The organism is Prauserella flavalba (genome assembly GCF_003202235.1).
GTDB lineage: Bacteria > Actinomycetota > Actinomycetes > Mycobacteriales > Pseudonocardiaceae > Prauserella_A > Prauserella_A flavalba.
In genome coordinates, this window is the sequence record NZ_MASU01000012.1 from 123163 (window position 1) to 149659 (window position 26497).

Sequence of the window (26497 nt, forward strand, 5' to 3'; positions counted from 1 at the left end):
GTACTGTGCGCTATGGAGGGTCTGGCAGGAGGGACGACGCGATGGCAGCACGGCCTCTCACCCCGCTCGCAGCTGCCCGCGAGGCCGCTGGTTATACCCAGGAGTCCCTCGCCGTCACCCTGAAGGTCGAACGGACCACCATCGGACGTTGGGAACGTGGGGTCCAGTCACCTCAGCCTTGGCAGCGGCGCGGCCTCGCCACCGCCCTGCAGATCTCGCTCGACGTACTCGACGACCTGCTACGACGTAGCCTTCGGCAACCTGCTGCCGACATCACCACGGTCCTGATCTCACCTTCGTCGAGCCTGGTGACGCTCCCTGCCGAGCGGACCGTTCACGAGGACGCACCGGCACCCGATGCCGACGTCATCCACGCCGCCATCCCGCGCCTGCGCCGCGCGCTTGACCGACTGGACCTGCCCGACGACGGACCAACCAGGTCTCCGGACGACCTGCACGGCGAGATCATCCGCGCCAGCGACGACCGGCTGCAGTCCCGCTACGGCAACCTCGCCCGCCGCCTGCCCGACCTCATCGCCGAACTCGCCCGTGCCGGTCAACTGGGCGACGCTGCAGGCCAGCGCCACGCCGCCGCCCTGCTGACCTTGGCGTTGCGGGCTGCTGACGGCGTGGCGTTCAAGTTCGGCTACCTGGATCTGTCAGCCCGGCTGATCGACCTGATGCGCTCGGCCGCCCAGATCGCCGAGGACCCGCTGCTGCTGGCCGCCGTTGCATACGTGCGAACCGAAACCTTCTTCGCCACCGGCGACCTGGATACCGCCGCCCGCGCTCTCGAACTCGCCGCTGACCACGTGCCCGATCTCGGCACGACCTCCTCCTTGGCCGCGTTCGGTGCCCTGCACATGCGCGCGGCAGTCGTGGCTGGTCGGGCGGGCAAGGCCGACCTCGCCGCCGACCACCTGCGTGAGGCTCGCCGCGCCGCGGGCAGTGTGCCCGAGGGCATCTACGTGGGCACCGCGTTCGGCCCGGCCTCGCTGCGCATCCACGAACTCGCGGTCGCGGTCGAACTTCGAGATCCATTGGGTATCGAACGCGCGGCGTCCTGGCGCCCGCCCGACGAACTTCCCGCCGAGCGTCGTTCCCACTACTTCATCGATCTGGCCCGCGCCCAGCTCACCCTCGGTCGCCACGAAGACGCTCACCTGTGCCTTCAGGCGGCCCGCCAGGCCGCGCCCGAGCACACCCGCACCCACCCGCAGGTCCGCCAGTCCCTCTCGTCCCTCCTGCGCACCCACAGCGCGCCCAGCGCCGGCTTGCTCGACCTCGCCGCTTGGGCCCGTGCTCGCTGATCCGCCTGCCACAGCCGCTCAGCGCGGGGATAGCAGATCCGGCAGGTCGTGAAGGGAGTCGATCACCCAATCCGCGTCGCGACGGACCAACGGGTCGTCAGCCCACAGATAGCCCCACGGGCCCCGCCGGATCAGTGCCGTGCGGAACCCAGCTGCCTTCGCGGCAACTACGTCGTTGTCCCGGTGGTCACCCACGTATACCGTCTCGCCCGGTTCGTCGGGCACCATCTCCGCCACGCGGGCGAAGAACTCGGGCGACGGCTTGGCGACACCCCATTCGCCCGAGGTCGCGATCCGGTCCACCGGCAGCTCCAGTGCACGCAACAGCTCGGCTGCGCGAGCGGTCTGGTTCCCGGCCACCCCGACCCACAAGCCGCGTTCTCGCAGCGCGACCAGGCCGGGCCGCACATCGCTGTAAAGGTCGCTGTCCTCGATGTGCTCACCCTGGCCGGCCTCCTCGCGCAGCCGTCGTTCCCGTGCAAGGTCGAAGCCCGGCTTGAAGTACTGGAACGTCTCGGCATTGTCCCGGCCAGCGGCGGTGACCGCGCCCAGCACTGTCGAGAAGGTATGGCGCGAGACGCCGATCCAGTCGGCCCACGCACCCCACTCCCGCGAGTCGTCCAGCAACGTCTCGCCCACGTCGAACACAACCGCGGTCACCATGCTCCTACTCCTACGTCACGTGCAGACACCGCGCGACAGCGAGGGCCCTTCGGCCGCCCAACTCACTGACATCCGTGTCCGCGGCGACCGCCGGTTTGTCCGCTTCCCGGTTGACCACGTCGACGCAGCCCGAACAGCGAGCAGGCCGAGCCTCGACCTAACGGCGATTGGTGTGAGAGAGCGCGTCAGTTGGCCAGTCCGGTGCTCAGCTGTCGGCCAGGACTCGATCACTTGTGGCGACCGTAGCCGTGAGCGCGCTTCGCGGCTACTTAACGTGATGCTCATGGTCGGGTTCGGCCAAGAAGCGATCAGTCTTGTCGGTCAGTCGTGCGTAGCTGTGTAGAGATTCCGCACGCTCTGGCCCATGCACGAATAAACTTTCCAGCCGAAAGCATCGTCGATTCTGCCCATTCGGCGCCGAGTGCGTCCCTGTGTGCAATGCCAAGCGATAGTGGAGAAAGGCCGGGATTTGACTCCAGCGCAGCAAACGCCTCGCGCATGCCCCGCTGCCGTTCTACGATCTCGCGGAGTCGTCCCGGCTCCACCGCGCCGTGCGAAAACACGCTGTTGCCCGACAGAACGATACGCTCGCCCTCATCGGTATCCACCAAGCCGAGTGCGGTTAGGTCGCGGACTGCGGTCGCAAATCCGTTCTTGGAAGGGCGGGTGTGCCCGGCTGGATCAGAGAGATGCAGCAGGAGCTGCAGGGCGGGCCCAGGGTTTGCGCCAGGGAAAGGGCTCCGCACCCGGACAGGTACTGCTCCGCTCAAGAGTCGACCAAGGGGTTCGCTATCGCTTTCCGTCATCCTTGTCATGCCGTTTGCTAGAAGCCGCACTAGACCGGCATATTCCATCCATTGACAGAAAGAGCGAGCATATGTAACCCAACTATCACTTTTCGCCGCCACGGCCCTGAATTCGGCAGCAAGAACAGCTGCAAACTGTGGAATTGAGACGATGTCCTCGCGGGTGAGCATATCGGCAGCAAGCTTGTACATCTTATGTCTACGCAGTGCCTGAGAAACGCGCGCCCTAATAGCTTCTTCCCTATCGGGGGAATCGAGCAGGTCCGGCTCAAGCGTGACGCGGTTCGACTCTGCACTCAGCACGCCGAATTGCCGAAGCTCACGAGAGTAGTTAAAGACAACTGTTGCTGTCGTATCCAACCTCGCAGCTGCATCTGGGACTGAAACGCTACCACCTTCGGCAACAACCACGCGCAACAGGCGGCCGGCCCCGAGAGGGGCGTAGCGGACGACGTATGAGTCCTCGATCGCCACGCTGCCGTTATTAAGATAGTCACGGAAGGTATCCCAGTAGACGTCGATAGTATGACCGACCTGCACTACCAAACGTTGATGAAGCAGGCTATCCAGAACGGCGCCAGTGGCCACATCGTAGTCAAGATCGGATATCGCGACTGGTGCCGCCTGAGCAACGGTTCGGAGAACGGCTTGCTCACTTGGGCTCAACCGGGCAAGGTCACTTTCGAACAGGCCGCGGGCGTTCAGTGCCTGCTTAGCGAGATCGTCTTGCGTGACGCCGCGATCAACCTCGGCGAGTATATGGGCGCCGAACTTCTTGAAGAGCCACGGGAGGCCCTGTGAATTGTACTCGCGAAGCCTTTGTCGCAGATCGCGATTGAGCTTACTGCCGAGCGACTTCTCAAGTCGTCGCAGAAGGGCCTCGACCTCGCGTGGCCCGAACGGTTCAAGGATGGAAACTAGGGATGCGTCACGTATATCATTTCGCAGCCCAAATGGGTACCCCTCGGTCCATGCAACCACGTCAGTCTTCCAGGAAAAGCTGATCGTCAACGGCGCATTTATTTCGCGGATCAGAAATGCGAGATCGCGGAACTCTCGGGTAAGATCCGAGTCTCGAAAAACATTCTCAAATTGATCAAAAGCGAGAAAGATTGGCCGGGCGGGAGATGTCCAGGTGGCACGCTTGAGAGTCTCCACGATGCTCTGCAGACTGCTGAACGCAGCCTGGGGCGGCAACTCAAGAACCTTTCTCTCGACCGCCTTCCGAATAATGCGTTCCATTGCGGCGGGAACGAATTCGGATCGCTCCGCCGTTCTTGAGTCGATAACGATGCCGACGCCGCCTGCCTTCTCGATCCCCTTCTGCAGATGCAGAACTAGCGAACTCTTACCCCAGCCGGATTTGGCATTAATTACTATTGAACCAGCCGTGTCGCGATCCCTGAGCTTTTCAAGTAGCGACTGCGCGAGGATTTTCCGGCCGATGAAGAATTCGGGTGCCGCTGGAAGTTGGTACTCGAAATCAGACGTGCTGCCCTGGACCTCGACAATTTTGGGCAAGGATGGGACGCGAATCGGCACCGCTCCCGCTTCATGGCCTGCGCGAACAACCGGAAGGCCCTTTGATAGATGTCGCTCGATTAGGCGAACAACAGGAGCCGGAACATCTTGCGTCCGCGTCCATGTCACCCACCTGGACGCTCGGCGAGTTTGAGAGTCAAGTTCACAGGCGGCCAGGACGACGCCATGCTCGGTAACGATGACGGTCGGGTCTGATCGAATCTCTGGCCCTTCGTCCCAACTTGGCAGAACATTTGCCGCCTGCAGTAGTTGGCAAATCTCATAAGAGCCGAGGTATCGAAAGCCGGGCAACTTTGCTTGAGCTGCGTCGGCTTTCTCCTTCGCTTCGGGAGTCAAACGAGGGAGCGCAATGAAGAGTCCGTGAATCCGGTCATCATCGGCTCGGGCTAGAGCGAACTTCCCTAGAAAGGATGTCAACAAGGGGACCCGCACATTGGAGCTGTAGGCTTTGCACTCACAAATCAGCTGCTCGTTGGTAACGGTGTGACGGGCCTGGACGTCCAGCTCGATACCTTCGCTGGTGAAGTTTAGATTTTCAGGGTGGGGATCGCCGTATCCCTGCGTCGCAAGAAGCTTTGCGATAAACATCTCGAAGAGGTGACCGCGCCTGTTAGATATCTCGCTCGTCGATGAGCCCTCCGCGAGAACAACGACGGCGGCCGTGTCAACGGTGATCTGATCCACGGATGCAGGGTACGCGCTGGTGCTGTCAGCTGGGAGTTCACGTGTTTGGCTCCCGCGCGGACGTTGCAGCCCGGAGCACCCAGCCCGGCTTGAGCTCCGACTGGCCAACAGCCGCGCTCAATTGGGCCAACTGAAGCGCCGGTCACAGCTGAGGCCAGCGTTAGGTCACCCTGGTCAGGTCGCCGTAGGTGAGGACGAACCTGCTGTGGGTCTTGTCGATGGCGGAGCCGGCCAGTTCGCTGTCCGGAGTACCAGCCGGATAGACGATGAGCGATGGCGTGTGCCGGTTCCGTTCGGGCGCCCAGGATCGGATCTCCTCGCAGAGGTACTCGGTTACCTCGGCGGCGGCCGGGCCATGACCGATCGCGCCCAGTTCCCAGCACACCTCGTCGCCGGATTCCAGTCGCCGGGCAGTGAGGTAGACCAGCGTGTCGCCGTCGACCAGCGCCATGCGCCACCATCCCCTTACGGGGTCGCACACCTCGGGTGGGACGTCGGCGTGAACCTTGATCCGGCACACGCGAGGGTCGGTCACGGTCAGGCGGAGCCAGAGCCCGTCATGCGACTCGTTCCTGCCGAGCGTCGTTCCGGACCAGGCGGTGACACGCGGCTGGTCGAGCACCCCACGCAGCGCATCGAGGTCCACGGCCTGATCGCGGTCCCAGTGGAGCGTGACCAGTTCGTCGGTGGTGATCGCGCCGCTGAGTTCGCCCTCGTCGTCGCCGACCAGGTACACGAAGCCGCACAGGTGGAGCGAATCGGACACCAGACGGCCATCGGTGTAGGTGAAGGCGACGCTGCGTCCCTGGCCGCGCCACCGCAGTTCCCTATTGAAGGTGGGTGTTGATCCACTTCGGGAGGGATGGTGGCGTGGCGGGTTGGCGTGTTCTGGGTGTCGCGGGATGCGGTGCAGCTGCCACAGGAGATTAGCGAGCACCTGCGGCGCACGGTCACGATGGGCGGCGCGGGCAGCGGCGTGCGGTTCGACCGTGGCGAGTTCGTCATGCGAGTCGTCCAGCGGGACCGCGCCGACGAGCCGGCGGCGGTGTACCGGGCACGGGTGGTGTTCGAGGTGTTCCGCGAAGCCACGACCGGCGGCGTGGTCGACAAGGTGTGCGAGGCATTGCCGGCCGATGTGCGGGAGTTGGTCGATGCGGGCAGCATCGGGCCGCTGAACTGAGCCGGAGGACCCAGCTCAGCGGCCGGTGTGCCCGCTGTTGCCTGGGAACGCTGTCGGCACGCGCTGCCTCCTGCGGGTGCTATCGGGGTGTCTGCTGGTGGAAGGTCAGCTTCCAGCCGTCGGTGCGGCGCACGTAGACGCTGCTCGTCAGGGCGGTGTAGGTGGGTGCGTCGTCTCGGTGGGCGGTCGCTTCGTAGGTCACGATCGCGGTGTCGTTGGTGGGGTGGAGCACTTGTGGGTCGCGCAGCTGGTAGGCGGACCAGGGTGGGCCGGACAGCGAGTCCAGGATCGCCGTCCGGTTGTCTAGCACGAGGCCACCGGGTAGGAGCATGACCGCGGTGTGGTCGAGGATGTGCTCGTAGAACCGTCGCGCCGTCTCTGGGGTGGACGACAGGGCCTGCCAGCCCTGTTCTTCGAGGTCGATCACCTCGTCGCCGGTGGTCGAGATCATTTTGGTCCTCCTGTCCCGGCGATGGCCCCCTGTTGAGTGAGCCAGTTCTGGAGGGCGTGCGCGGGTTGAGCGCCGACCATCCGGCCGCGTTCGGTGCCGTTGCTCATCAGGATGAGGGTGGGGATACCGCGGACCTGGAGTCGCTGGGCGGTGCGGGGCGCGTGGTCGGCGTTGACCTTGACGACTTTGAGCCGTCCGGCCTGGTCGCGGGCGAGTTGATCGATGACCGGGGCCATCGTGCGGCAGGGGCCGCACCAGGGCGCCCAGATGTCCACGAGGACGGGCAGTGTGCCGTGCTGGACGGCGGGTTCGAAGTTGGTGTCGTCGGCGTCGACCAGCCAGGGCAGGTCGGTCTTGCACGCCCCGCAGCGGGGATGGCCGGCTGCCGCAACCGGAGTCCGGTTGCGGCGCCCGCACCGAGGGCACGGTGTGATCGCCCCGGTTACAGCAGTCCGTGTCGTGTCAGTGCCCATTGCAGCTCCTGGATGGTGGGTTGTTCCAGCCACTGGCCGCCGATGTAGACGACGGGGTTGCGGATGTCTCCGCCGGCCAGCCAGCGCAGTCGTTGCCTGGCTTGGGGGTTGAGGTCCAGGTCGACGTACTGGTAGGGCACGCCGGCGCGGTCCAGCAGGCGGCGCACCATCTGGGTGATGCCACACCAGCGGTTTCCGTACACGACGACCGCGGCGGGCGCGACCGTGCCGACGGTGCGGGCGGCGCGGTTGATCGGGGCGACCATCGGGATCGTCATTGTCGTCACCTCCTCGACAGGTCACAGGTTCGTCAGGTCGTGGGGTTCGCGCGACGCGGGTTGCTGGGCGACCTGGTCGAGCGCGTCGAACAGTTCGTAGATGTCCGGGATGTGGTCCACCTGTGGCGAGACGTGCGCGTAGCGGATGACCCCGTCGGCGTCGACGAGGTAGAGCGCGCGTTCGCTGAACCCGTCGGACTCGCGCCAGACCTGGTAGCGGCGGGCGACCTCACCCTTGGGGTGGAAGTCCGCGAGCAGCGGGAAGGTGATGCCGCGCACGGCCGCCCAGGCGCCGTGGCTGTAGAGGGAGTCCGCGGAGATGCCAAGCACGGTCACACCCCGGCTGGCGAACTCCGGCAGCTCCTGCTGGTAGAGCTCCAACTGTCGACTGCACCCATGGCTCCAGTCCAGCGGGTAGAACACGAGCAGGACCGGGTGCCCGCGGAAATCGGCGAGGCTCACCGGCCGGTTCTTCGCGTCTGGCAACGTGAAATCGGGTGCTCGGGTGCCTACCGCCAGGCCAGTGGACTCGCGGGCGCCCTGCATCGGGGGCGCGCTGCGGTGCAAGTTCGCGACGTCTTCCAGCGTCACGCCCTGCGTGGTGATGCCGTCGGGCGCCTGGTGCCCCACGGCCTGTGTCTCCCCCGTCACGGGGACGTGCTGCACGATTTCCTGGGTGATCGCGTGCAGCACCGACAGTGCCTCGGTCACCGGGGAGTCCGCGTCCAGACGGTCACCGAGGTCGGCGAACCGCTGCTCCAGTTCGTGCAGCCGATCCCAGCCACGAGCGGGAATCATGATCCTCACCTCCCTGACAAAGATTCGGGTGGCGCGGCGCCGGTCGGCGCGAGCCTCATCGGCGAAGCAGCGTCATGGCCAGAGACAGCACGACGGACACCAACAGCATGGACGTGAGTGGCATGTAGACGCGGACGTTCTCGCCGATGAGGCGGATGTCGCCCGGGAGACGATCGAACCACGACAGCCCACCGGTCCACGCGAGCACGCCGACAACGGCGAGCACCAGTCCCGCCGCCACCACGTACGGCCCGATATTCGTGCCCATCGTGGATCTCTCCTCCCACCGCTTCCCGATGTTCCCCACCAACAGAACAGAGCCAGTCGTCGTGCGCGGCCAAATACCGCGCACGACGACCGGCTCGTAAGAGACGGGACGGTCGGCACTTCACCCGTGCTGCCGCGTCGACAGGACGCCGGGCGGCTCGCGCCCAGGCCGCCGGAAAGGGTCAGGGGCGCCCAGGCGTCGATGACCGCGTCACCACGTGCACTGAGGTGAGCGCCGAATTATCACCGCGGAGCGGCGACCAGGGGTCAGGCGTTGATCGCCTGGCGTTCCCCGGTGCCGCTGGTGATGGCGATCTTGCGCGGCTTGGCCTCCTCGGCGACCGGGATGCGCAGGGTCAGGACCCCGGCGTCGTAGCTGGCCTGGATGTTGCCGGTGTCGAGGGTGTCACCCAGGAACAGCTGCCGGCTGAACGTGCCGGTCGGCCGCTCACTGATGATCGTCTCGACCTTCTCGCCGTTCTCGTCGATGACCGTGGTGCGCTGCGCCTTGACCGTCAGCACATTGTTCTGCACATCGACATCGATGGACTCTGGGCTCACGCCGGGCAGGTCGAAGTGCACCACGAACTCATCGCCGGAGCGGTAGGCATCCATCGGCATGACCGCCGACCGCGACAGGCCGCCGCCGAAACCACTGCCGAACCACTGCTGGCTCAACCGGTCCAGCGCCTGGAACGGATCAGTACGCATCAGCATGGCGTTCTCCTCCTTCCCTTCGTCGTGTCCGTGTGCTCGCGTCGCGGACAACCGCGTCGCGTCAGCACCATCACGTCGCTGACATCCCTAGCAACGCACTACTCCTGACCTATGTTCCCTATGTGATGTAGTTCACGCGTCGATCTATTGCTAAATGGATTGAAGTATGAAGGTGCAGTTCAAGGATGGTGTGACGGCAGTGCTGGAACGGCCTGTCGACTCGGGAATCAGACGCAAGAGCACATCAGCACCGCGGACCGTCCTGATTTGGCAGGGCCGCACGGTTGACCGGCGGCGCGCACTTGCTGTCCTGCCGAGCCTGGGCAGGTGTGACGGTGTGCGCCTGCGTGGACAGGTGGCCAGGCGGTGGTCAGACATGCGGGGTGGGTTGTGCGGTGAGTGCGAGAGCATAGGTGGGGTGGAGATCTACCCAGCGTCGCGTCGACGACTTGGAGGGACCGGCGCACGCGACTGGCTGCCGCGCTGCGCACCACCCAGCAGCTGCTCGCCGAAGCGGTCGGTGGACAACCGGAGTGCTGGCTGACGACGATCACCGCCTCGTCGGGGATCACGCGCTGGTGACGTGCGCGACGAACCGGGTGGCGAGGTCACGCAGCTTGATGTTGTCGCGCTGGGATTGCTCGACCAGCAGGGTGAATGCCTGGTCGGCGTCGATCCGCCTGACCGCCATGAGGATGCCTTTGGCCTGGTCGATCACCGCCCGGCTCTCCAGCGCGGTCCGCAAGTGCGCGGCGGTGCGGCGGGCGTGTTGGTAGCGGTGGTAGACGCGCAGGGCCGCCGTCACGGCGCTGGTGTAGAGGTCGAGCAGTTTCTCGTCCAGTTCGGCGAAGCCGTGAGCGTGGGTGCTGTAGCAGTTCACCGCGCCGGCGTGCCCGTCGTCGATGACGATCGGCGCGGACAGGAAGCTTGCGAATCCTGCCTCGGTGGCGTCGCGGGCGAAGTCCGGCCAGCGGTCACGGGCCTGGGCGATCGACACGCGCACCAGCGCGCCTGATCGCGCGGCGTCGAGGCAGGGTCCGTGTCCGAGGGCGTACTGGTCACCGTCGAGGCCGGCGACGACGTCGCTGGTCGTGGCCGCGGTCCGGGCGTTGCCATCGTCGAGCAGGGTCACGGTCGCTTCGTCCACGCCCGGTATGGCCTTGGTGACCTGGGCGCACACCTGCTGCAGCAAGACGGTGAAGTCGTCCACGCTGCCCAACGCCGCAGTCAGGCTTTCCAGCGCGCCGGTGACCTCGTCCAGCACCTGTGGCCACATCTCGTCCCGTGCGCGGTCCATGATTGCCTCTCGTCGGCTGCCGGGCGCCGCAACGCCTGACTACCTCGGGTATCCCGTCAGGCCGCCCGTTACCCATGAACCCTGGGGGTGCATCCGGTGCGCCAGCGCAGTCGATGCCACATGACCTGCGGGAACCGGTGGTGACACGCCTGCCGGGCATCAAGTCGCGGACCCGGTGAAAGTCGGTGCGGAGGCGGTCAGTCGCGCGGTCAGTGGAGGTGGCGGCGGACGGGGCCGACTCGCAGGTCGGGTTGGCTGCGCGCACCGGGGCGGTGGATCCGCACGGGAATGGAGATGGGCTCTCGACATGGTGACGGGGCGGGATGGTCGCGGTCGTCGGTCGCGCGTCGGCGTGGATCGCGCAACTCGGCGTAGGCGGCGAGCACCTCGGTCAGGCGGGCCGGATCGGTGGGTGCGTGCGCGGCGTCGGGGTGCAGGTGGCGCACCAGTGCCCGGTAGGCCGCGGCGATCTCGCTCGGCGTCGCCTCCCGCGAGACGCCGAGTACTTCGTACGGGTCGGGTACCGGTGACGGTGACATGGTCATCCGCTCCGTCAGGGATGGTCGGTCCTGCTCGCCGTTCCCGTGGTGTCCTCGGGCACGGTGTTCTCGGGCACGGTGTGCAGGTGGCTGACGGCGGTGTAGACCTCGCGGGCGGCACCTTCCGCCTCGTCCAGCGCGTGGCGCAGCGCGGCCAGTTCCCGGCAGGTGCGGGCGACGTGCTCGGCGGGGTCGACGTCGTCGTCGGCACGCAGCCGATACCGCTCGGGATAGCCGCCGACCTGCGGTGCCAGCGCTGCGGCCAGGTCACCCAACGCGCCGAGCAGATAGATCAGCTGCCAGGTCTCCTCGCGCAGGCCGGCAGGGCCGGGCCCGTGGCCGGCTGTCACGCGGCCTACCGCGTGCTGCACGGCCTCGGTCACCCTCGTCAGCGCGACGGCCAGCGACGCGCCGGGCGGTGATCCTGAAAGAGTGCGGGAACGGGGCATCGCACGTTGCTCCCGTCGATCACGGCCAGGACTGGTCGTCGGCGGGCTCGTCGGGCAGCGGCACGACGCGCCGCTGATCGGCCACGTCGGCCGGGTCGGCCTCGACCACGTCGATCGGCTCGGTGAGCGGGTCCGCGCCGGACTCGTCCTCCAGGTCGGGTCGGGCGGGGCGCAGCTGGTCGGCCACGTCGTTCCAGGGCTTGTCCAGGCTCATCGTCATTCCTCCCCTTGCGGCGTCTTCCCGTCGCGGTTGGTACCGGCCAGGTCGTCCAGGGCGGGGGCGAGCAGCAGTGCGCCGGTGGTCAGGCAGCCGTGCAGTGCCCGCAGATCGGCGTGGATCTCGTTGCTGACCTGCGGGCCGTGCCGCTCGGCGAGGGCCGGGGTGCGGTCCATCAGGGTCTGCACCAGGTCGGCCAGGGTGGTGGTGACCTCGTGCGTGCCGGTGATGACCGCGGACACCTCGGCCGCGCCAGGGAAACCGGTGCGCAGGGCGGTGGCGGTGTCGGCGAGCCGCCGCCGGGCATCGGCCAGCGCCCCGTCGATCCGCGTCCCGCCGACGCGCGCGACCTCGGTCCGCGCTGCGTCGATCGGCGCCGCGCCGTCATGCCTGGTGTCGGTCATCGGTTCCCTCCTTTCCCGCACCTCGTCGGCTTCCCCCGGCACGGCCCCGGAAACACCCCGCCGACGGGGCGCGTCGGCGGGGCCGGCGAGGGCGTGCGGGTCAGGCGTTGACCTGCTTGCGGTCGCTGCCGGCGCTGATGGCGATCTTGCGGGGCTTGGCCTTCTCAGCCACCGGGATTCGCAGCGTCAGCACACCGGCCTCATAGCCGGCCTGGATGTGCTCGGCGTCCAGAGCCTCGCCCAGGAACAGCTGCCGGCTGAACACGCCGCGGGGCCGCTCGGCGACCTGGTACTCCACGTGCTCCTTGGTCTGGCCGGGGCGTTCGGCCTTGACGGTCAGCACGTTCTGCTCGACGTTCACCTCGATCGAGTCCGGGCTGACGCCGGGCAGGTCGAATGCGACCACGTACTCGTCCCCGGTGCGGTAGGCGTCCATCGGCATCGCCGCGGGACGGGCCGCGGTTCCGTTGGCGCCGAAGAACTGCTGGGTCAGCCGGTCGAGCTCGCGGAACGGGTCGGTACGCATCAACATGTCACAGTCTCCTTCCACACCATCAGGTTGTCGATCAGGTCAGTTCCGATCGGACGGGGCTGCATCCCCGCCGCTCATTCTTGCTAACGGTCCGCTCAGCTTTTCTGTTCCCGTGACCACAACTTCGGCGACGACGGCGAGGGAACCTGGGGGTGCCCGGACGCGCCGAAGCCCGCCCTGGCGATGCAGTGGCGGGCCTCGCGGATTCACATGATCGAGGAAGGCTGGACGCTGTCCCCAGCGACGACCGTGACCGGTGCTGGCCGTGGCGGGTCGGTAGGTGCGTCACGAGACGCGGTGCTGGCATTGCTCACCGGTGTGCCAGCCAACGACGAGAGCCGGCTGCCACGGGCAGGTTCACGTGATGGTGCCCCGGTACGGTCGTGCCGTTATCACCTCCTTACGTGTTCGCTGGTGCTGCGATCCGGGAAGAGGGTCCGCGCGGTCGGCGCGGCGTCGCACAGCGGCGGCGGAGGAGACCGTTCGCGAGCTCCGACTCGCCGCGCGGTCCGCGCGAGATCACCGCTGACAGCGTGGGACAGCGGGTCGCGGCGCGACGACGCCTCGTCGCCGCGGTGGCGACGGGTGGGCGCTGGTCCTGGTGGCCGGTCGTGCGGCGGGAGAGGCCGCGTCGCGGAGGAGCCGAAGTTGGCGGCGACGATCGCGTCGAACTCCGCGCGCACCCACGCGGGCTCCGCGCAGATCAGGTCGGCGAAGCGAGCCGGCCCGACCTCCAGGGGCCACGCGAGGTCGCTTCCCGCCGTGCGGGCGATGCTCGTGCCATCCATCTCGATCACTCCCCAGCTGTGTGTCCACCAGGTTCTGACCGATACTTTTCTTATAGTGAGTACTGTAGATTATGTCAAGGCGCCACTGGAGGTACCGTGGTTCGGAGAGTGTCGGGTGAGGGTCAGGTCGACCCGTGGTGTCCGTGGGAGGCCCGCTCGTGACCAGTACTGATCTGCGCGATCTCGATGATGTCGACTATCCGGCGTACACCACCGGGCAGGCCGCGATGATGCTCGGTGTGCAGCAGGCGTTCCTGCGCAGCCTGGACACCGCTGGGCTGGTGCGTCCGCAGCGTTCCGGTGGTGGGCACCGCCGCTACAGCCGCCGCCAGCTGCACCTCGCCGCGCGCATCCGGGGTCTGCTCGACGACGGCCACGGGATCGTCGCGAGCGCCCGGATTATCGCGCTGGAAGACGAACTCGCCGCCGCACACGCCCAGATCGCCGAGTTGCGCAGCCGGCTGGACACCGCGACGCAACCCTGATCGCCCGGCACGTTCAGTCACGGCTCCGCATCGGCTCAGTCCGCGCCGGTGCGGGGATCAACGGCAGCGCGCGTAGAAGGAGAGGGCCCGCCGGTGTGCCCCGGCCAGCGTGTCGAGCTGGTCGGCGGTGAGCGAGGTCGTGATGCCCTCGTCGGTCTCCTCGCCCATGATCGCGATGCTGCCGCGCCAGACCCGCGGCGCGCAGCTCAGCGAGATCAGCACGGCCGAGCCGACCGGATTGGGCGGGTGGACTCGCGGCAGGTGATCGGCCGCGTCGGCCACTTTGGCGCGCATCCCGCCGGCCAGCGGCACGCCGTTGACGGCGCCGCCGTCGGGATCGACCTGGTCGCGTACCGCGGTCCACAGTTCGTGCTGGTAGGGCTCACCCCACTCGTCTGGCCCCGTGTCGCCGACCGCCTCGCGCACCATCAACAGGCCCTCGGGTGTGATCACGGCGTAGCGCACGGTCGGGCCTGGCACCTGCTCGGCGCCCGCGCACCCGATGATGAGGTGATCCCGTGGTGGGGGTGTGCCGTGCGCACCGCCAGCGACCTGGTTGCTGCGGGTGATGGCGCGCACGCGGCCACCCTACGGTCGGCGGACCACAATGGCCGCGGCCCGACGGCGGACTCAACCCGAACGAGTGAACCGTGACCGCTCCACCCCAGGGTCGGCGCGATCGTGCACCACCGGTCGCCGCGCATCGCTCGGATGCATCAGCCGGAGGTCGGTGGCCGCCGACGCTCTCTCAGCAACCCAGGGGGCGGCTTAGGGTCTGGGAGCCTGCAGCGCCTCGTCGACCGTGTGGTAGAGCGCCAGGACGTCGTCGAGGCCGGTGACCTCGATGGGCCTGATGACGGGACGGTTCGCGTCGACCACGACCGGCAGCGATGCGTGCCGCCGTCCCGCGTGCCGGGTGGCCTGCAGCAGCACGGTCAGTCCGGCGGAGTCCAGGAACGTGACCGCGGTCAGATCCAGGATGCAGGGGCCGCGGCTGGCCTCCCGATCGAGGCACTCGATGATCGCCGCGGCCAGGTGCGGCGCGGTGTCCAGGTCGACCTCGCCGGTCACCTCGATCACCAGGGTGCCGTCGTCGGCCTCTCGGTGCGAGCGGATGCTCAACTCCACCGGCGGCGGTTGCTCGCTGGGAGGGGTCACGTCGGCACGTGGGAGGTGTCGGTGAGGGCGGGCCAGGATGCCGAGGTGAGCGAGCCGCCACTACGGGGTTCGGTGCCTCGCGCGCGTGCCACCGCCAGATGCCGGGACGCACCGTTATGTCCTGCGCCGTCCAGGGCCAGCTCGGCCCACACCGTCTTGCCACCGGCGCGGTGCTGCACGCCCCAGGCCGACGCCAGCCGGTCGACCAGCAGCAGGCCGCGTCCCCCCGAGTGATCCGGCGGACGGATCCGGGGCAGCCCGCTCGCGGTGTCGTCGACCTCGATCCGCAGCCGCCGACCATGATGGATCAGCGTGGCGCGGCAGGTGCGCCGGGGCGCACCATGTCGGTGCGCGTTGCTGACCAGCTCATCGGCCACCAGAACGGCGTCCTCGACGACCACGCCGCCGTGGTCGGCCACCAAGCCGCGGACCAGCCGACGCACGTGCTTGGTCGGTGTCGTATCGAGGTCGCAGCTCACGCCGGGCGCTGTCGAGGTGCTGCCTGCCGTCTCCCACGCCTGGGTGGACATGGCACCACACCACCTTCGTCCGAGAACACTCTCCACGGCGAAGAGTCATCCCCGGAGATACCCGACGGTTCACCACAGCAAACCTGAGCGGTGTCCACGCTAGGTGCCGTGTCGTTCCCTGGGCCGACTTCCACTCGACCAGCTCACTGACCCAGCGGCGCCCAGGCACGGCGTGGGCGGTGTTTCCATCGCAACCCAGCGGCGTGCCCGGCAACGCTGCCAGGTGACGAGGCGATCCGCGAGTCGGTTGCGCGCTGGAGTGGGCTCGCACTCGCCGGACAGCCTGATGGCGATGAGGTTGCATCCCCTCACCACGGTCTATGGATGTTGTGTCGTCGCGCGCCTGGTGGAGTTCGGGTTGCGCGTGCCGCCTGGTCGTGTCAGGGGCCGTGGCCTTCTGAACCTGGCTCGCCGCCGTCCGGGTCGGTGGTTGTTCGCGCCGGACGCGGCCGTTGCCTGCGAGGTATGACGGTGCGGCCAGGGCCTGGGCACGGCTGGGGTGGACGTCGAACGTGGTGGTCAGGTCGAGCAGGGTCAGCGGCAGGAGCACCGGCCGGTGGGTGGCGACGACCCGGAACGCGATCCGGCGCTGGTGGGCGTGCTCGCGGGCCTGCAGGAGCGCGGTGATGCCAGCGGCGCCCAGGAACCGCACGTCGGTGAGGTCCGTGACGAGCACGGTGTGCCGGGAGCCGGTTAGGGCGTGGGTGAGTCGGCTCCGCAGTTGGGGCGCGGTGAGGAGATCCAGCTCGCCGTGAACCTCGGCGAGCAGCGCGCTGGGTGTGGGGCTGCTCAGCGCGACCCGGAACGCGGGACACGTGCCGTGGCTGGCGTGCGCGTGGTCCGGGTGGTCGGGCTCACCGGCGCCGGGCGGCCGAATGAGGCGGTCGGTCATGACACGCCCCAGGGAGGTCGACTGGAACGTCGCGGCGGCAGCGGGTGGGCAGGGAACACGGCCAGACCTCCGTCTCGCGATGCGGCGGAGGGGACGCCGGCCGTGGCCCGCGCCGAAGTCGTGCGGTGCGCGAGCCGTCGCAGGTGCGGATGGGCCTGGTTGTCCTGCTCCACCTGAGTGGGTTTGCAGCACGTCCCGGCTGACTGCACAACCGCGAGCTGACCGACATGCTAGTGACGGCGCTGCCCGGTTTCCAGAGGGCGAAGCACTGTCGGGGAGGCGGCGCGCTGGACAGGGTTGCGGTCGGCGCGGGCGGTGCCAAGACTTGGGGTCGTCGGGGGCGACCTCGATACTTCGGTACGGTCATCGACGGTCGGTGTTCAGCAGCGCAGCATCGGATGCGATGAAGGTCGCCTCCGGCGCTCCCGCGGCAGGCCGGGGTTGAGTCCGCGCGACCGTGGCCGTTGCCGCGACAAAGGGGTTTGTGCGCATGACCGGCGAAACCGAGCTGCTGACCATCTCCCAGGAGCTGGCCGAGGTGTCGCGGCTGGTCGAGGACGACGACGTGACGGGCGCGCTGGGACGCTTTGCCGAGCGGGTGCTGCGCACCGTGCCGGGCTGCGCGGCGGTCACCGTCACCATGACCGGCGCGCGGGCCGAGCAAGCGGACGTGGTGGCGGCCTGCGCGACGCCGGGTGCAGCGGCGCCCACGCAGGACATGCTGACCGGTGACGGCCCGCTCGTGGAAGCGTTGCGGTATCGCGAACCTCGCCGGGTGGACGACACGCACACCGATCAGCGGTGGCCGCGGTTCAGCGCGCGTCTGGCCGAGCACGGCTATCGCAGTGTCCTGGTGTTGCCGGTGCCGACCCGCCGCTGCGGCGGATCGGGCGGGTCGGCGGTGCTGACGGTGTTCTCCGACGAGCCGCACCGATTCGACGAGACCGTCCACGACGTCGCGCTGCTGCTGACGGTGCACGCCGGCGTGGTGTTCGACAACGCGCAACTGTTCCACGACAGCCGCCGCCTGGTGGACCACCTCAAGGTGGCGCTGGAGACCCGGCAGACGATCGGACAGGCCCAGGGCCTGCTGATGCGCCACTTCGGCTGCGACGCCCAAGGCGGGTTCCACTTGCTCAAGGGAGCCTCGCAGAACACCAACACCAAACTCCGGGACGTCGCCGAGATGCTGGTCTCCGCCCACGAACAGGACACCTTCGACAGCGCCCTGACCAAGTTCCGGCTTGACGCCACCACCGCGGGAGCCGCGACGAGCTAGCAGCCCGGTTTCTCACAGCCACAGCAACGCCCGCGCCACCGACCCGCGGCTGTGCTAGGCGGGGCAGGTGGCGCGGGCATTGCCGGTGGACTGCCTGGGGATGGTCACTTGCCGCTGATCGCGATGCGGCGCGGCTTGGCCGCCTCGGTCTTGGGCACACGGACGGTCAGCACGCCCTCGTCGAGGGTGGCCTCGATCTTGTCGGCGTTCACGTCCTGCGGCAGGGTCACCCGGTAGGCGAACTGGCCGGTGCGGCGGGTGCGGTGCCTAAACCAGCCCTGCCGCTCCTTCTCCTTGACCTCACCGTTGATGGCCAGCTCGGTGCCGACCACGTCGATGGTGATGTCGTCGCGCTTGATCCCGGGCAGCTCGACCTCGACCAGGTAGGCGTCCTCGGTCTCAGTCACGTCGGCCAGCGGCGACCAGGCCCGCACGCCCTCGTCGAGGCGACCGGCCACCGAGTCCATCCAGCGGCCCATCTGACTGTAGAGGTCCTCGAACTCCCGGAACGGGTCCCAGTGCCGCAGCGAGCTCGACGATCGCACAGCAGGCAGCGTCATGGCTCTCACCTCCACAACTCGATCACGTGTCGTTACCGCGTCCGCCAGAACCTGTCGCCCCGGCGGCCGGACATCCACCACGACGAACATGAGCCACCTCTTGTTCCCGAAGTTGAGCCTATCCGACTCAAGATTTATGTGATCTGAGTCACAAACACGGGTGGTGTCGGGAACACGGGATGGAGTCGTGCACGTCTTGTTGGGTGAACGACGGCCAACTCATCCCGCTCTGCTCGCGGACGCCAGGATGGGAGGTGGTGTTCGGGATGGCGAGTGCACCGACGTTCGTATCGACGCCCGCGCCGAGCACCGGGCACGGCGCCCGGCCAGCGCGCACCGGCACGAACCGGCTCATGCCGCAGGCGTGCACGCGTGACCGTGGGACCAGTGCCAGCGGGGTGCCCGCCGGGCGCGTGCTGGCCGACTCCGGCGACGGCGTATGGATTCTGCGTCCGAGCGCGGAGCAGGCCGAGCGCCTGGCCCGGCACCTGCCGCGGTGGCTGGCCCGGCTGCGCACCGGCGGCGCCCGGCAGGTCGTGATCGACCTGCACCGGGTCCGACGCCTGGACTTCACCGGCTTCGGGCTGCTGCTGCGCCTGCTCCGTGACGTGCTCAGGGTTCCGGTGGTGATCACCGAGGCAGCCGGGCACGTCGCGGCGACGTTGAACCAGCTCGACCTGCTCGCCGACGCCCAGCTGGTGCCGGCCCCGCATCGACCGCCCCGGACCAGCGCTCCCACCGCGCCCTGGCCCACACCGGACGGTGCGCACCGCGCGCCACGCCGACTGCCTGGTGAGCGGGTGCTCCATCCCGGCGGTGCGGCGCACGGCAGCAACCCCAGCCGCACGGCGCGCAGCAGGCACGGCGACCGACACCGGCACCGCAGTCCCGTGGCATCCCGCTAGGTGCAGCATCCGCACCAGCCGACAGGGCGACCCCGTCGACCTGTCCGCGGCGGTGACCGCAAGCCCGGTTGGTGCGAGCCGCGGCGGGTATGCGGGTGGTTGGCCGGTGATTTCTCTCCCGCTACGCGCGGCATGCGTGTAGTAGCGCTCGTGGGGCGGAGAGACCCATCGAAGGCGAGTTCACAACAGCAGGGAGGCGGAAGCAATGGCTCGATTGGCTCAGGTGACCAGCTCCCGTAACCGGGAGGTCGTGGCGGGGTTCGACAACTACGCCGACGCGGAACGCGCGGTGGACTCGTTGTCCGACAAGGGTTTCCCGGTCGAGCACACCACCATCAGCGGCGTGGGCCTGCGCCTGGTGGAAGACGTGCTGGGCCGGCTGACATATCCGAAGGCAGCCGGGCTGGGCGCCCTCAACGGGCTGTGGATCGGGCTGCTGTTCGGCGTGTTCCTGGCGCTGTTCACCACCAACGCGGTCGCGTGGTTCGCGGTGATCTTGTGGGCGCTGCTGTGGGGCGCGGTGGTCGGCGCCGTGGCGGCCCTGATCTGGCACGCGCTCTCCGGTGGCCGCCGGGACTTCCTCTCGGCCAGCCAGCTGATCGCCGACCGCTACGAGGTGCTGGTCGACCCCGCGCACGCCGAACGCGCCCGCGAACTGCTGCAGACCAGCCAGTCCTGATCACGTGAGGGGAGGCGCTTCTCATGGCTAAGGCAGTCGGTATCGACCTGGGAACCACCAACTCGGTGATCGCCACCGTGGAGGGCGGCCAGCCGACCGTGATCCCGAACAGCGAGGGCAGCCGCACCACCCCGTCGGTCGTGGCGTACACCGACCAGGGCGAGCGGCTGGTCGGGCAGCTCGCGCGCCGCCAGGCGATCCTGAACCCGAAAGGCACCATCGCGTCGGCGAAGCGGTTCATCGGCCGTCGGTTCGAGGAGGTGGCCACCGAACGGGACACGGTGTCCTATGAGGTGGTGTCCGGCCCGAACGGCGCGGCACGGTTCGATGTGCGTAGCAAGCAGGTCGCGCCGGAGGAGATCTCTGCGGCGGTGCTGCGCAAGCTGGTCGACGACGCGTCGAAGTACCTGGGCGAGAAGGTCACCGAAGCGGTGATCACGGTGCCGGCGTACTTCAACGACGCCCAGCGGCAGGCGACCAAGGACGCCGGCAAGATCGCCGGGCTGAACGTGCTGCGGATCATCAACGAGCCGACCGCGGCGGCGCTGGCCTACGGGCTGGACAAGAAGAAGAACGAGACCGTGCTGGTGTTCGACCTGGGCGGCGGCACCTTCGATGTCAGCCTGCTCGACGTCGGCGACGGGGTCGTGGAGGTCCGCGCCACCGCCGGCGACACGCACCTGGGCGGTGACGATTTCGACCGGCGGATCGTGGACTGGCTGGCCGAGGAGTTCCGCAAGGACTACGGCATCGACCTGCGCAAGGATCCGCAGGCGCTGCAGCGGCTGTACGAGGCGGCGGAGAAGGCGAAGGTCGAGCTGTCCTCGGTGTCCCAGACCACGATCAACCTGCCGTTCATCACCGCCGACGCCGGCGGGCCGAAGCACCTGAACACCACGCTGATGCGGTCGAAGTTCGACCAGCTCACCGCGGACTTGGTGGAGCGCTGCATGGGCCCGGTGCAGCAGGCGATGGCGGATGCGAAGGTGACCGCGAACGACATCGACGAGGTGATCCTGGTCGGCGGTTCGACCCGGATCCCGGCGGTGCAGCAGCTGGTGCGCCGGTTGACCGGCGGCAAGGACCCGAACATGACGGTCAACCCGGACGAGGTCGTCGCGCTTGGCGCGGCGCTGCAGTCCGCGGTGATCAAGGGCGAGATGTCCGACGTCCTGCTGCTCGACGTCACTCCGCTGTCGCTCGGTGTGGAGACCCTGGGCGGGGTGATGACCAAGGTGATCGAGCGCAACACCACCATTCCGGCGCGGCGTAGCGAGGTGTTCTCCACCGCGGAGGACAACCAGAACGCCGTGGATGTGGTGGTGCTGCAGGGTGAGCGGGAACGCGCGGCGGACAACCGGGTGCTGGGCCGGTTCCGGTTGGAGAACATCCGGCCCGCCCCGCGTGGGGTGCCGCAGGTCGAGGTCACCTTCGACCTCGACGCCAACGGCATCCTCAACGTCTCCGCCAAGGACAAGGACACCGGCGCCGAACAGACCATCACCATCAGCGAAAGCTCCAACCTCGACCAGAGTGAGGTCGAGCGGATGGTCGCCGACGCCGAACGGCACCGCGGCGAGGACGCCAAGATCCGCGAGCGCGTCGACGCCCGCAACACCCTGGACACCATCGCCTACCAGGTCGAGAAGCGCCTCGGTGAGTTGGGTGACGCCGCGCCCGCGCACGAGAAGGCCCGCGCGGAGCTACTCATCGGCGACGCTCACCAGGCCGTCAAGGACGACACCGTCGGTATCGAGCGGCTGCGGGAGCTGACTTCGGAGCTGCAGCAGCTGTTCTACGGCCTGGATACCGCGGCCGGAGGCACCGCCGGCAATCAGGCCGGTGGCGGCGCCCGGCGGGACGGCGGCGGTGATGACGTGATCGACGCCGAGTTCACCAGCGAGTGAGAGGAGGGCACGCCATGGCCGAGGACCGCATCCGCTCCGGCCCCGGCGAGCACCTCGACCCCGGCGGCCGAGCGACGGTCGGCGAGCAGCAGCCGCGGGAGGAGCGGTTCGTGCGGGAGCGGGCCGAGCCGCCCGCTCCCGAAACCGACCCGGCCGCCCCGGCCGACCAGGCCGAGCCCGAGGACGAGGTGGCTCGGCTGCGGGCACAAGTGGCCGAGCTGGAAGACCGGTGGCGGCGTACCGCCGCGGAGCTGGACAACCTGCGCAAGCGGGTAGCCCGAGACAGCGAACGGCAACGCCTTGACGAGCGCGGCCGGGTGGCCGCGGCCTGGCTGCCGGTCGTGGACAACCTCGACCTCGCCCTGACCCACGCCGACGCCGACCCCGGCTCGATCGTGCAGGGCATCCGCGCGGTCCGCGACCAGGCCCTGACGGTGCTGGCCGGACTGGGCTACCCACGCCGCGACGACCACGGCGTGGCGTTCGACCCGACCCGGCACGAGGCCGTGTCCACCCGCGCGGACACCGAGGCCAAGCCCGGCACCGTGGTCGAGGTACTGCGCCCCGGCTACGGTGACGCCGACCGGCAACTACGTCCGGCGACGGTCGTGGTCGCCGCCCGCGCCGCCGATGACGGATCCCGAGACGAGCGGGACAGGGGGTGACGCTCGGTGGCTCGTGACTTCTACGAGGCGCTGGGGGTGTCGCGCACCGCCAGTCAGGAGGAGATCCAGCGCGCCTACCGCACGCTGGCGCGCAAGTACCACCCGGACGTGAACAAGCAACCGGGGGCCGAGGATCGGTTCAAGGAGGTCTCCGAGGCGTACCAGGTGCTCTCCGATCCGGAGACGCGGCGCCGCTACGACGCGTTCGGGCCGGACTTCCGGCAGGTGCCCGAGGGCGTCGACCCCGAGACCTGGCAGCGCGCCCGCGCCGGCACCGGCGCGCGGTCCGGTTCCGGTGGTGAGCGGGTCTGGGTGAACACCGGGCCCGGCGGAGGGTTCGGCGGGTCGCCGTTCAGTGCCGGGTTCGGCGGCGAGTTCGATGTCGAGGACCTGTTCGGCAGCATCTTCGGCCAGCGCACCGCCCGCGCCCGCGGGCAGTCCGTGCGGGGCGCGGACCAGGAGGCCGAACTCGAATTGACTGTCGAGGAGGCATACCGGGGCGGGCAGCGTTCGCTGACCCTGCCCGGCCCCGACGGGCCGCGCACGCTGCGGGTGACCATTCCCGCCGGGGTGACCGACGGGCAGCGGATCCGGCTGGCCGGGCAAGGCGGCCAGGGCATCGGCAACGCCGCGGCAGCGGGCGACCTGTATCTGGTGGTGCGGCTGACACCGCACCCGCGCTACCGCGTCGACGGACGAGACCTGACCGTCGATCTGCCGTTGGCGCCATGGGAAGCCGCATTGGGCGCGACGGTCGCGGTGGACACCCCCGGCGGGCAGACCAAGGTGAAGGTCCCGGCGGGTACCTCCAGCGGCCGGCGGTTGCGGCTGCGCGGACAGGGCATGCCCCACCCGCGCGGCCAGGCCGGTGACCTCTACGCCGAGGCGCGGATCGTGGTACCCGACCGGCTTACCGACGCCGAGCGCCGGCTGTTCGCCGAACTGGCCACAGCCTCGACCTTCGACCCCCGCGGCACGTCGGCGAGGAGGCGGTCATGACCGACAGTTCGATCCCAGGTGCCCCGATGAGCTATGCGTTGATCCGCTACCAGCGCGATCCCGACCACAACCGGCGTGGGTGGCTGGACCTGGAATCCTTCGCCCGCGCCACCGGCACCCACCCGGACCTGGTGACCCGGTTCGTCGCGCTCGGGTTGCTCGACCCAGAGCGAGACCGGGCCGGGGCGCTGTGGTTCGCCCCGGACCAGCTGGCGAGGCTGGCCCGCATGCAGCGACTGCGCGCCGCGTTCTCGGTCAACTACGCCGCTCTGGGGCTGGTGCTGGATCTGCTGGACCGGGTCGACCAGCTGGAACGCGCGCTGCGCCGTAGTCAACGACAACCGTGGAGGTGACCCGTGGACAAGACCGACCCTTTGACCCAGAAATCCCGGCAGGCACTGCACGACGCCCAGACGAAGGCGGTGCGCTTCGGCCACACCGAGGTCGACGGTGAGCACCTGCTGCTGGCGCTGCTGGACGACCCGGACGGACTCGTGCCGCGGCTGCTGGCCCAGGCCCAGGCGGACCCGGACACGCTGCGCACCGCGCTGGAGACCGAACTGGGACGCCGTCCCAAGGTGTCCGGGCCCGGCGCCGCACCGGGGCAGATCTTCCTCACCCAGCGGCTGGTCCGGCTGCTCGACACCGCCGAGCGCGAGGCCAAGCGGCTCAAAGACGAGTACGTCTCCGTCGAACACCTGGTGATCGCGCTGATCGAGGAAGGGACCACCACCGCCGCGGGCCGGCTGCTGCACGAGCACGGCCTGACCCGCGACCGGTTCCTGCAGGCGCTGACCGCGATCCGCGGCAACCAGCGGGTCACCTCCGCGATGCCCGAGGTCGCCTACGAAGCGCTGGACAAGTACGGCCGCGACCTCGTCGCCGACGCCGCCGCAGGCAAGCTCGACCCGGTCATCGGGCGTGATGCTGAGATCCGCCGCGTGGTGCAGATCCTGTCCCGCAAGACCAAGAACAACCCGGTCCTCATCGGCGACCCCGGCGTCGGCAAGACCGCCATCGTCGAGGGCCTCGCGCAACGCATCCACCGCGGCGACGTGCCCGAAGGGTTGCGCGACAAGACCGTCTTCGCCCTCGACATGGGCTCTCTGGTCGCCGGCGCGAAGTACCGCGGCGAGTTCGAGGAGCGGCTCAAGGCCGTGCTCAACGAGGTGAAAGCCGCCGAGGGCCGGATCCTGCTGTTCGTCGACGAACTGCACACCGTCGTCGGTGCCGGCGCCGCGGAAGGGGCGATGGACGCCGGGAACATGCTCAAACCGATGCTGGCCCGCGGCGAGCTGCACATGATCGGCGCCACCACGGTCGACGAGTACCGCAAGCACATCGAGAAAGACGCCGCCCTGGAACGCCGCTTCCAGCCCGTGCTCGTGGACGAACCGGACGAGGCCGACGCGATCTCGATCCTGCGTGGGTTGCGGGAGCGGCTGGAGATCTTCCACGGCGTGAAGATCCAGGACAGCGCCCTGGTCGCCGCCGTGACCTTGAGCCACCGCTACATTTCCGACCGGTTCCTGCCGGACAAGGCCATCGACCTGGTCGACGAGGCTTGCGCGATGCTGCGCACCGAAATCGACTCGATGCCGGCCGAACTCGACGAGCTGACCCGGCGGGTGATGCGCCTGGAGATCGAGGAAGCGGCGCTGGCGAAGGAAACCGACCCGGCCAGCCAGTCCCGGCTCACGGAGTTGCGCAAGGAGTTGGCCGACCTGCGCGCCGAAGCCGACGCCATGCGGGCGCAGTGGGAGGCCGAACGTGCCGCGCTGCGCAAGGTGCAGTCGCTGCGGCAGGAGATCGACCAGGTGCGCCATGACGCCGAGCTGGCCGAACGCGACTACGACCTCAACCGTGCCGCCGAACTGCGTCACGGCAGGCTGCCCGAGCTGGAACGCCGCCTGGACGCCGAGGAACAGCAGCTGACGGCCAAGCAGGGCAGGCAGCGGTTGTTGCGTGAAGTCGTCACCGCGGACGAAATCGCGGCGATCGTGTCGCGCTGGACAGGCATCCCCGTGTCCCGCCTGCAAGAAGGCGAACGCGACAAACTCTTGCGGCTGGACGAAATCCTGCACCAGCGAGTGGTCGGCCAGGACGAGGCCGTGCAACTGGTCGCGGACGCGATCATCCGCGCCCGGTCCGGCATCAAGGACCCGCGCCGCCCGATCGGGTCGTTCGTCTTCCTCGGCCCCACCGGCGTCGGCAAGACCGAACTCGCCAAAACCCTTGCAGCGGCGCTATTCGACACCGCCGACAACATGGTGCGCCTGGACATGAGCGAGTACCAGGAACGCCACACCGTCTCCCGCCTGGTCGGCGCCCCACCCGGCTACGTCGGCTACGAGGAGGGCGGCCAGCTCACCGAAGCGGTGCGCCGCAAGCCGTACTCGGTCGTGTTGTTCGACGAGATCGAGAAGGCCCACACCGACGTGTTCAACACGCTGCTGCAGGTCCTCGACGACGGCCGGCTCACCGACGCCCAGGGCCGCACCGTCGACTTCCGCAACACGGTCATCATCATGACCTCCAACATCGGCTCGGAATATCTGCTGGAGGGCGCGACGGCGGGCGGGGAGATCAAACCGGAGGCGCGGGAGCGGGTGATGGCGGCGTTGCGCGGGCACTTCCGGCCCGAGTTCCTCAACCGGATCGACGACATCGTGCTGTTCAAACCGCTGACCGAGGCCGAGATCGAGCGCATCGTCGAGCTGATGACCGACGAGCTGCGCGGCCGGCTCGCCGAACGCCGGATGACCCTCCATCTGTCCGACCCGGCGCGGCATTTCATCGCCCAGCAAGGGTTCGATCCGGTCTACGGCGCCCGACCGCTGCGCCGGTTCATCGCCCGCGAGGTCGAAACCCGCATCGGCCGCGCCCTGCTCGGCGGCGACGTGCACGACGGCGCCACCATCCACATCGGACTATCCGACGGTGGGCTGACGGTCAGCTTCGACAACCCCAACACCGGCCCGAGCCAGGACCCGGCCGACCGAGTAGCCGCCGGCACCGGGTCATAACCCACAACACCAGACGA

The 26497-nt window shown here is 68.5% G+C and carries 32 protein-coding genes; 11 read left to right on the forward strand and 21 right to left on the reverse strand.

All coding sequences use genetic code 11. From position 1 onward, the window contains the following. Positions 1–41: 41 nt before the first annotated feature. A complete protein-coding gene (locus BA062_RS26210; protein ID WP_110341262.1) occupies positions 42–1310 on the forward strand; it encodes a helix-turn-helix domain-containing protein in 1269 nt (422 codons plus the stop codon). Between the two features lie 18 nt (positions 1311–1328). Here BA062_RS26210 and BA062_RS26215 read toward each other — a convergent pair whose 3' ends face one another. The 3 genes from BA062_RS26215 to BA062_RS26225 all read right to left on the reverse strand — a co-directional run bounded on the left by BA062_RS26215 (position 1329) and on the right by BA062_RS26225 (position 5771). Next, positions 1329–1973 carry an HAD family hydrolase gene (locus BA062_RS26215; protein WP_110341264.1) on the reverse strand — a complete coding sequence of 215 codons (645 nt, stop codon included), beginning with the start codon at positions 1971–1973 and terminating at the stop codon, positions 1329–1331. A 308-nt stretch (positions 1974–2281) separates the two neighbouring features. Beyond that, entirely contained in the window at positions 2282–5005 is a 2724-nt protein-coding gene (locus tag BA062_RS26220) for an nSTAND1 domain-containing NTPase (protein ID WP_098085255.1), read from the reverse strand. Between the two features lie 160 nt (positions 5006–5165). Beyond that, positions 5166–5771, reverse strand: coding sequence for a hypothetical protein (locus BA062_RS26225; RefSeq protein WP_098085258.1), 606 nt, complete (start codon positions 5769–5771; stop codon positions 5166–5168). Between the two features lie 99 nt (positions 5772–5870). On the opposite strand from BA062_RS26225, the gene BA062_RS26230 reads away from it, so the two are divergent. Further along, positions 5871–6185, forward strand: coding sequence for a DUF2267 domain-containing protein (locus BA062_RS26230; RefSeq protein ID WP_009151846.1), 315 nt, complete (start codon positions 5871–5873; stop codon positions 6183–6185). Between the two features lie 79 nt (positions 6186–6264). Here the strand turns inward: BA062_RS26230 and BA062_RS26235 are convergent, their stop codons facing one another. The 13 genes from BA062_RS26235 to BA062_RS26295 form a co-directional block, all read right to left on the reverse strand. Next, entirely contained in the window at positions 6265–6636 is a 372-nt protein-coding gene (locus tag BA062_RS26235; RefSeq protein WP_098085261.1) for a nuclear transport factor 2 family protein, read from the reverse strand. Continuing rightward, positions 6633–7109, reverse strand: coding sequence for a thioredoxin (gene trxA, locus BA062_RS41050; protein ID WP_098085263.1), 477 nt, complete (start codon positions 7107–7109; stop codon positions 6633–6635). Before trxA ends, BA062_RS26235 begins: the two co-directional genes overlap by 4 nt. After that, the gene (locus tag BA062_RS26245; protein WP_098085266.1) at positions 7079–7387 is read right to left on the reverse strand and encodes a glutaredoxin family protein; all 309 of its coding nucleotides are present in this window, start codon (positions 7385–7387) and stop codon (positions 7079–7081) included. The genes trxA and BA062_RS26245 overlap by 31 nt, the downstream gene beginning before the upstream one ends. Before the next feature lie 21 nt (positions 7388–7408). Continuing rightward, complete coding sequence (locus BA062_RS26250; RefSeq protein WP_098085268.1) at positions 7409–8185, reverse strand: redoxin domain-containing protein; 777 nt, start codon at positions 8183–8185, stop codon at positions 7409–7411. A gap of 55 nt (positions 8186–8240) precedes the next feature. After that, entirely contained in the window at positions 8241–8453 is a 213-nt protein-coding gene (locus BA062_RS26255) for a DUF2905 domain-containing protein (protein WP_098087038.1), read from the reverse strand. A gap of 266 nt (positions 8454–8719) precedes the next feature. Continuing rightward, a complete protein-coding gene (locus BA062_RS26260) occupies positions 8720–9169 on the reverse strand; it encodes an Hsp20/alpha crystallin family protein (RefSeq protein ID WP_098085272.1) in 450 nt (149 codons plus the stop codon). Positions 9170–9737: 568 nt separating this feature from the next. Further along, entirely contained in the window at positions 9738–10466 is a 729-nt protein-coding gene (locus BA062_RS26265) for a GAF and ANTAR domain-containing protein (RefSeq protein ID WP_098085274.1), read from the reverse strand. A 209-nt stretch (positions 10467–10675) separates the two neighbouring features. Then, the gene (locus tag BA062_RS26270) at positions 10676–11011 is read right to left on the reverse strand and encodes a J domain-containing protein (protein ID WP_228809437.1); all 336 of its coding nucleotides are present in this window, start codon (positions 11009–11011) and stop codon (positions 10676–10678) included. Between the two features lie 8 nt (positions 11012–11019). Beyond that, positions 11020–11355, reverse strand: coding sequence for a hypothetical protein (locus BA062_RS26275; RefSeq protein WP_127516257.1), 336 nt, complete (start codon positions 11353–11355; stop codon positions 11020–11022). A gap of 118 nt (positions 11356–11473) precedes the next feature. Beyond that, positions 11474–11668, reverse strand: a complete 195-nt coding sequence (locus tag BA062_RS26280; RefSeq protein ID WP_098085278.1) for a hypothetical protein — start codon at positions 11666–11668, stop codon at positions 11474–11476. A gap of 2 nt (positions 11669–11670) precedes the next feature. Then, positions 11671–12075 (reverse strand): hypothetical protein, encoded by a 405-nt coding sequence (locus BA062_RS26285; protein ID WP_098085281.1) that lies wholly within the window; start codon positions 12073–12075, stop codon positions 11671–11673. A 100-nt stretch (positions 12076–12175) separates the two neighbouring features. Next, positions 12176–12607: an Hsp20/alpha crystallin family protein gene (locus tag BA062_RS26290; RefSeq protein WP_098085284.1), complete on the reverse strand. Its 432-nt coding sequence runs from the start codon at positions 12605–12607 to the stop codon at positions 12176–12178. A gap of 392 nt (positions 12608–12999) precedes the next feature. Next, positions 13000–13395 carry a hypothetical protein gene (locus BA062_RS26295; RefSeq protein ID WP_143271349.1) on the reverse strand — a complete coding sequence of 132 codons (396 nt, stop codon included), beginning with the start codon at positions 13393–13395 and terminating at the stop codon, positions 13000–13002. Positions 13396–13553: 158 nt separating this feature from the next. Here BA062_RS26295 and BA062_RS26300 point away from each other — a divergent pair, with 158 nt between their 5' ends. Continuing rightward, positions 13554–13880, forward strand: a complete 327-nt coding sequence (locus BA062_RS26300) for a MerR family transcriptional regulator (RefSeq protein ID WP_098087040.1) — start codon at positions 13554–13556, stop codon at positions 13878–13880. Positions 13881–13937: 57 nt separating this feature from the next. Here BA062_RS26300 and BA062_RS26305 read toward each other — a convergent pair whose 3' ends face one another. The 4 genes from BA062_RS26305 to BA062_RS41420 all read right to left on the reverse strand — a co-directional run bounded on the left by BA062_RS26305 (position 13938) and on the right by BA062_RS41420 (position 16460). Next, complete coding sequence (locus BA062_RS26305; protein ID WP_098085288.1) at positions 13938–14459, reverse strand: hypothetical protein; 522 nt, start codon at positions 14457–14459, stop codon at positions 13938–13940. A gap of 189 nt (positions 14460–14648) precedes the next feature. Continuing rightward, positions 14649–15038: an STAS domain-containing protein gene (locus BA062_RS26310; protein ID WP_158559782.1), complete on the reverse strand. Its 390-nt coding sequence runs from the start codon at positions 15036–15038 to the stop codon at positions 14649–14651. Continuing rightward, on the reverse strand, positions 15035–15517 hold the full coding sequence (locus tag BA062_RS40295; protein WP_369973562.1) for an ATP-binding protein: 483 nt from the start codon (positions 15515–15517) through the stop codon (positions 15035–15037). Before BA062_RS40295 ends, BA062_RS26310 begins: the two co-directional genes overlap by 4 nt. Continuing rightward, positions 15405–16460, reverse strand: a complete 1056-nt coding sequence (locus BA062_RS41420) for an STAS domain-containing protein (protein ID WP_110341268.1) — start codon at positions 16458–16460, stop codon at positions 15405–15407. The genes BA062_RS40295 and BA062_RS41420 overlap by 113 nt, the downstream gene beginning before the upstream one ends. Positions 16461–16950: 490 nt before the next feature. Between BA062_RS41420 and BA062_RS26325 the strand changes: the two genes are divergently transcribed. Beyond that, on the forward strand, positions 16951–17739 hold the full coding sequence (locus BA062_RS26325) for a GAF and ANTAR domain-containing protein (RefSeq protein ID WP_220818364.1): 789 nt from the start codon (positions 16951–16953) through the stop codon (positions 17737–17739). A 104-nt stretch (positions 17740–17843) separates the two neighbouring features. Here BA062_RS26325 and BA062_RS26330 read toward each other — a convergent pair whose 3' ends face one another. After that, complete coding sequence (locus tag BA062_RS26330; protein WP_110341272.1) at positions 17844–18299, reverse strand: Hsp20/alpha crystallin family protein; 456 nt, start codon at positions 18297–18299, stop codon at positions 17844–17846. Between the two features lie 266 nt (positions 18300–18565). Here BA062_RS26330 and BA062_RS26335 point away from each other — a divergent pair, with 266 nt between their 5' ends. The 7 genes from BA062_RS26335 (at position 18566) to clpB (ending at position 26480) form a co-directional block, all read left to right on the forward strand. Continuing rightward, entirely contained in the window at positions 18566–19204 is a 639-nt protein-coding gene (locus tag BA062_RS26335) for an STAS domain-containing protein (RefSeq protein ID WP_158559783.1), read from the forward strand. A gap of 223 nt (positions 19205–19427) precedes the next feature. Beyond that, positions 19428–19883, forward strand: coding sequence for a YflT domain-containing protein (locus BA062_RS26340; protein WP_236808363.1), 456 nt, complete (start codon positions 19428–19430; stop codon positions 19881–19883). Positions 19884–19906: 23 nt separating this feature from the next. After that, the gene (dnaK, locus tag BA062_RS26345; RefSeq protein ID WP_098085302.1) at positions 19907–21790 is read left to right on the forward strand and encodes a molecular chaperone DnaK; all 1884 of its coding nucleotides are present in this window, start codon (positions 19907–19909) and stop codon (positions 21788–21790) included. Positions 21791–21804: 14 nt separating this feature from the next. Continuing rightward, the gene (locus BA062_RS26350; protein WP_098085305.1) at positions 21805–22455 is read left to right on the forward strand and encodes a nucleotide exchange factor GrpE; all 651 of its coding nucleotides are present in this window, start codon (positions 21805–21807) and stop codon (positions 22453–22455) included. A 6-nt stretch (positions 22456–22461) separates the two neighbouring features. Continuing rightward, positions 22462–23454: a DnaJ C-terminal domain-containing protein gene (locus BA062_RS26355; protein ID WP_098085307.1), complete on the forward strand. Its 993-nt coding sequence runs from the start codon at positions 22462–22464 to the stop codon at positions 23452–23454. Beyond that, positions 23451–23807: a chaperone modulator CbpM gene (locus BA062_RS26360; protein ID WP_098085310.1), complete on the forward strand. Its 357-nt coding sequence runs from the start codon at positions 23451–23453 to the stop codon at positions 23805–23807. The genes BA062_RS26355 and BA062_RS26360 overlap by 4 nt, the downstream gene beginning before the upstream one ends. 3 nt (positions 23808–23810) lie before the next feature. Next, a complete protein-coding gene (gene clpB, locus BA062_RS26365; RefSeq protein WP_098085313.1) occupies positions 23811–26480 on the forward strand; it encodes an ATP-dependent chaperone ClpB in 2670 nt (889 codons plus the stop codon). The last annotated feature ends 17 nt before the right edge of the window (positions 26481–26497 follow it).

Coding starts and splice junctions, on each gene's coding strand:
- BA062_RS26255 (WP_098087038.1), bottom strand. CDS start 8,453: ATGGGCACGAATATCGGGCCGTACGTGGTGGCGGCGGGACTGGTGCTC.
- BA062_RS26280 (WP_098085278.1), bottom strand. CDS start 11,668: ATGAGCCTGGACAAGCCCTGGAACGACGTGGCCGACCAGCTGCGCCCC.
- BA062_RS41420 (WP_110341268.1), bottom strand. CDS start 16,460: ATGACCGACCGCCTCATTCGGCCGCCCGGCGCCGGTGAGCCCGACCAC.
- BA062_RS26290 (WP_098085284.1), bottom strand. CDS start 12,607: ATGTTGATGCGTACCGACCCGTTCCGCGAGCTCGACCGGCTGACCCAG.
- BA062_RS26210 (WP_110341262.1), top strand. CDS start 42: ATGGCAGCACGGCCTCTCACCCCGCTCGCAGCTGCCCGCGAGGCCGCT.
- BA062_RS26360 (WP_098085310.1), top strand. CDS start 23,451: ATGACCGACAGTTCGATCCCAGGTGCCCCGATGAGCTATGCGTTGATC.
- BA062_RS26350 (WP_098085305.1), top strand. CDS start 21,805: ATGGCCGAGGACCGCATCCGCTCCGGCCCCGGCGAGCACCTCGACCCC.
- BA062_RS26270 (WP_228809437.1), bottom strand. CDS start 11,011: ATGACCATGTCACCGTCACCGGTACCCGACCCGTACGAAGTACTCGGC.
- BA062_RS26265 (WP_098085274.1), bottom strand. CDS start 10,466: ATGGACCGCGCACGGGACGAGATGTGGCCACAGGTGCTGGACGAGGTC.
- BA062_RS26285 (WP_098085281.1), bottom strand. CDS start 12,075: ATGACCGACACCAGGCATGACGGCGCGGCGCCGATCGACGCAGCGCGG.
- trxA (WP_098085263.1), bottom strand. CDS start 7,109: ATGGGCACTGACACGACACGGACTGCTGTAACCGGGGCGATCACACCG.
- dnaK (WP_098085302.1), top strand. CDS start 19,907: ATGGCTAAGGCAGTCGGTATCGACCTGGGAACCACCAACTCGGTGATC.
- BA062_RS26295 (WP_143271349.1), bottom strand. CDS start 13,395: ATGGATGGCACGAGCATCGCCCGCACGGCGGGAAGCGACCTCGCGTGG.
- BA062_RS26215 (WP_110341264.1), bottom strand. CDS start 1,973: ATGGTGACCGCGGTTGTGTTCGACGTGGGCGAGACGTTGCTGGACGAC.
- BA062_RS26325 (WP_220818364.1), top strand. CDS start 16,951: ATGACCGGCGAAACCGAGCTGCTGACCATCTCCCAGGAGCTGGCCGAG.
- BA062_RS26235 (WP_098085261.1), bottom strand. CDS start 6,636: ATGATCTCGACCACCGGCGACGAGGTGATCGACCTCGAAGAACAGGGC.
- BA062_RS26330 (WP_110341272.1), bottom strand. CDS start 18,299: ATGACGCTGCCTGCTGTGCGATCGTCGAGCTCGCTGCGGCACTGGGAC.
- BA062_RS26335 (WP_158559783.1), top strand. CDS start 18,566: ATGGCGAGTGCACCGACGTTCGTATCGACGCCCGCGCCGAGCACCGGG.
- BA062_RS26250 (WP_098085268.1), bottom strand. CDS start 8,185: ATGATTCCCGCTCGTGGCTGGGATCGGCTGCACGAACTGGAGCAGCGG.
- BA062_RS26245 (WP_098085266.1), bottom strand. CDS start 7,387: ATGACGATCCCGATGGTCGCCCCGATCAACCGCGCCGCCCGCACCGTC.
- BA062_RS26260 (WP_098085272.1), bottom strand. CDS start 9,169: ATGCTGATGCGTACTGATCCGTTCCAGGCGCTGGACCGGTTGAGCCAG.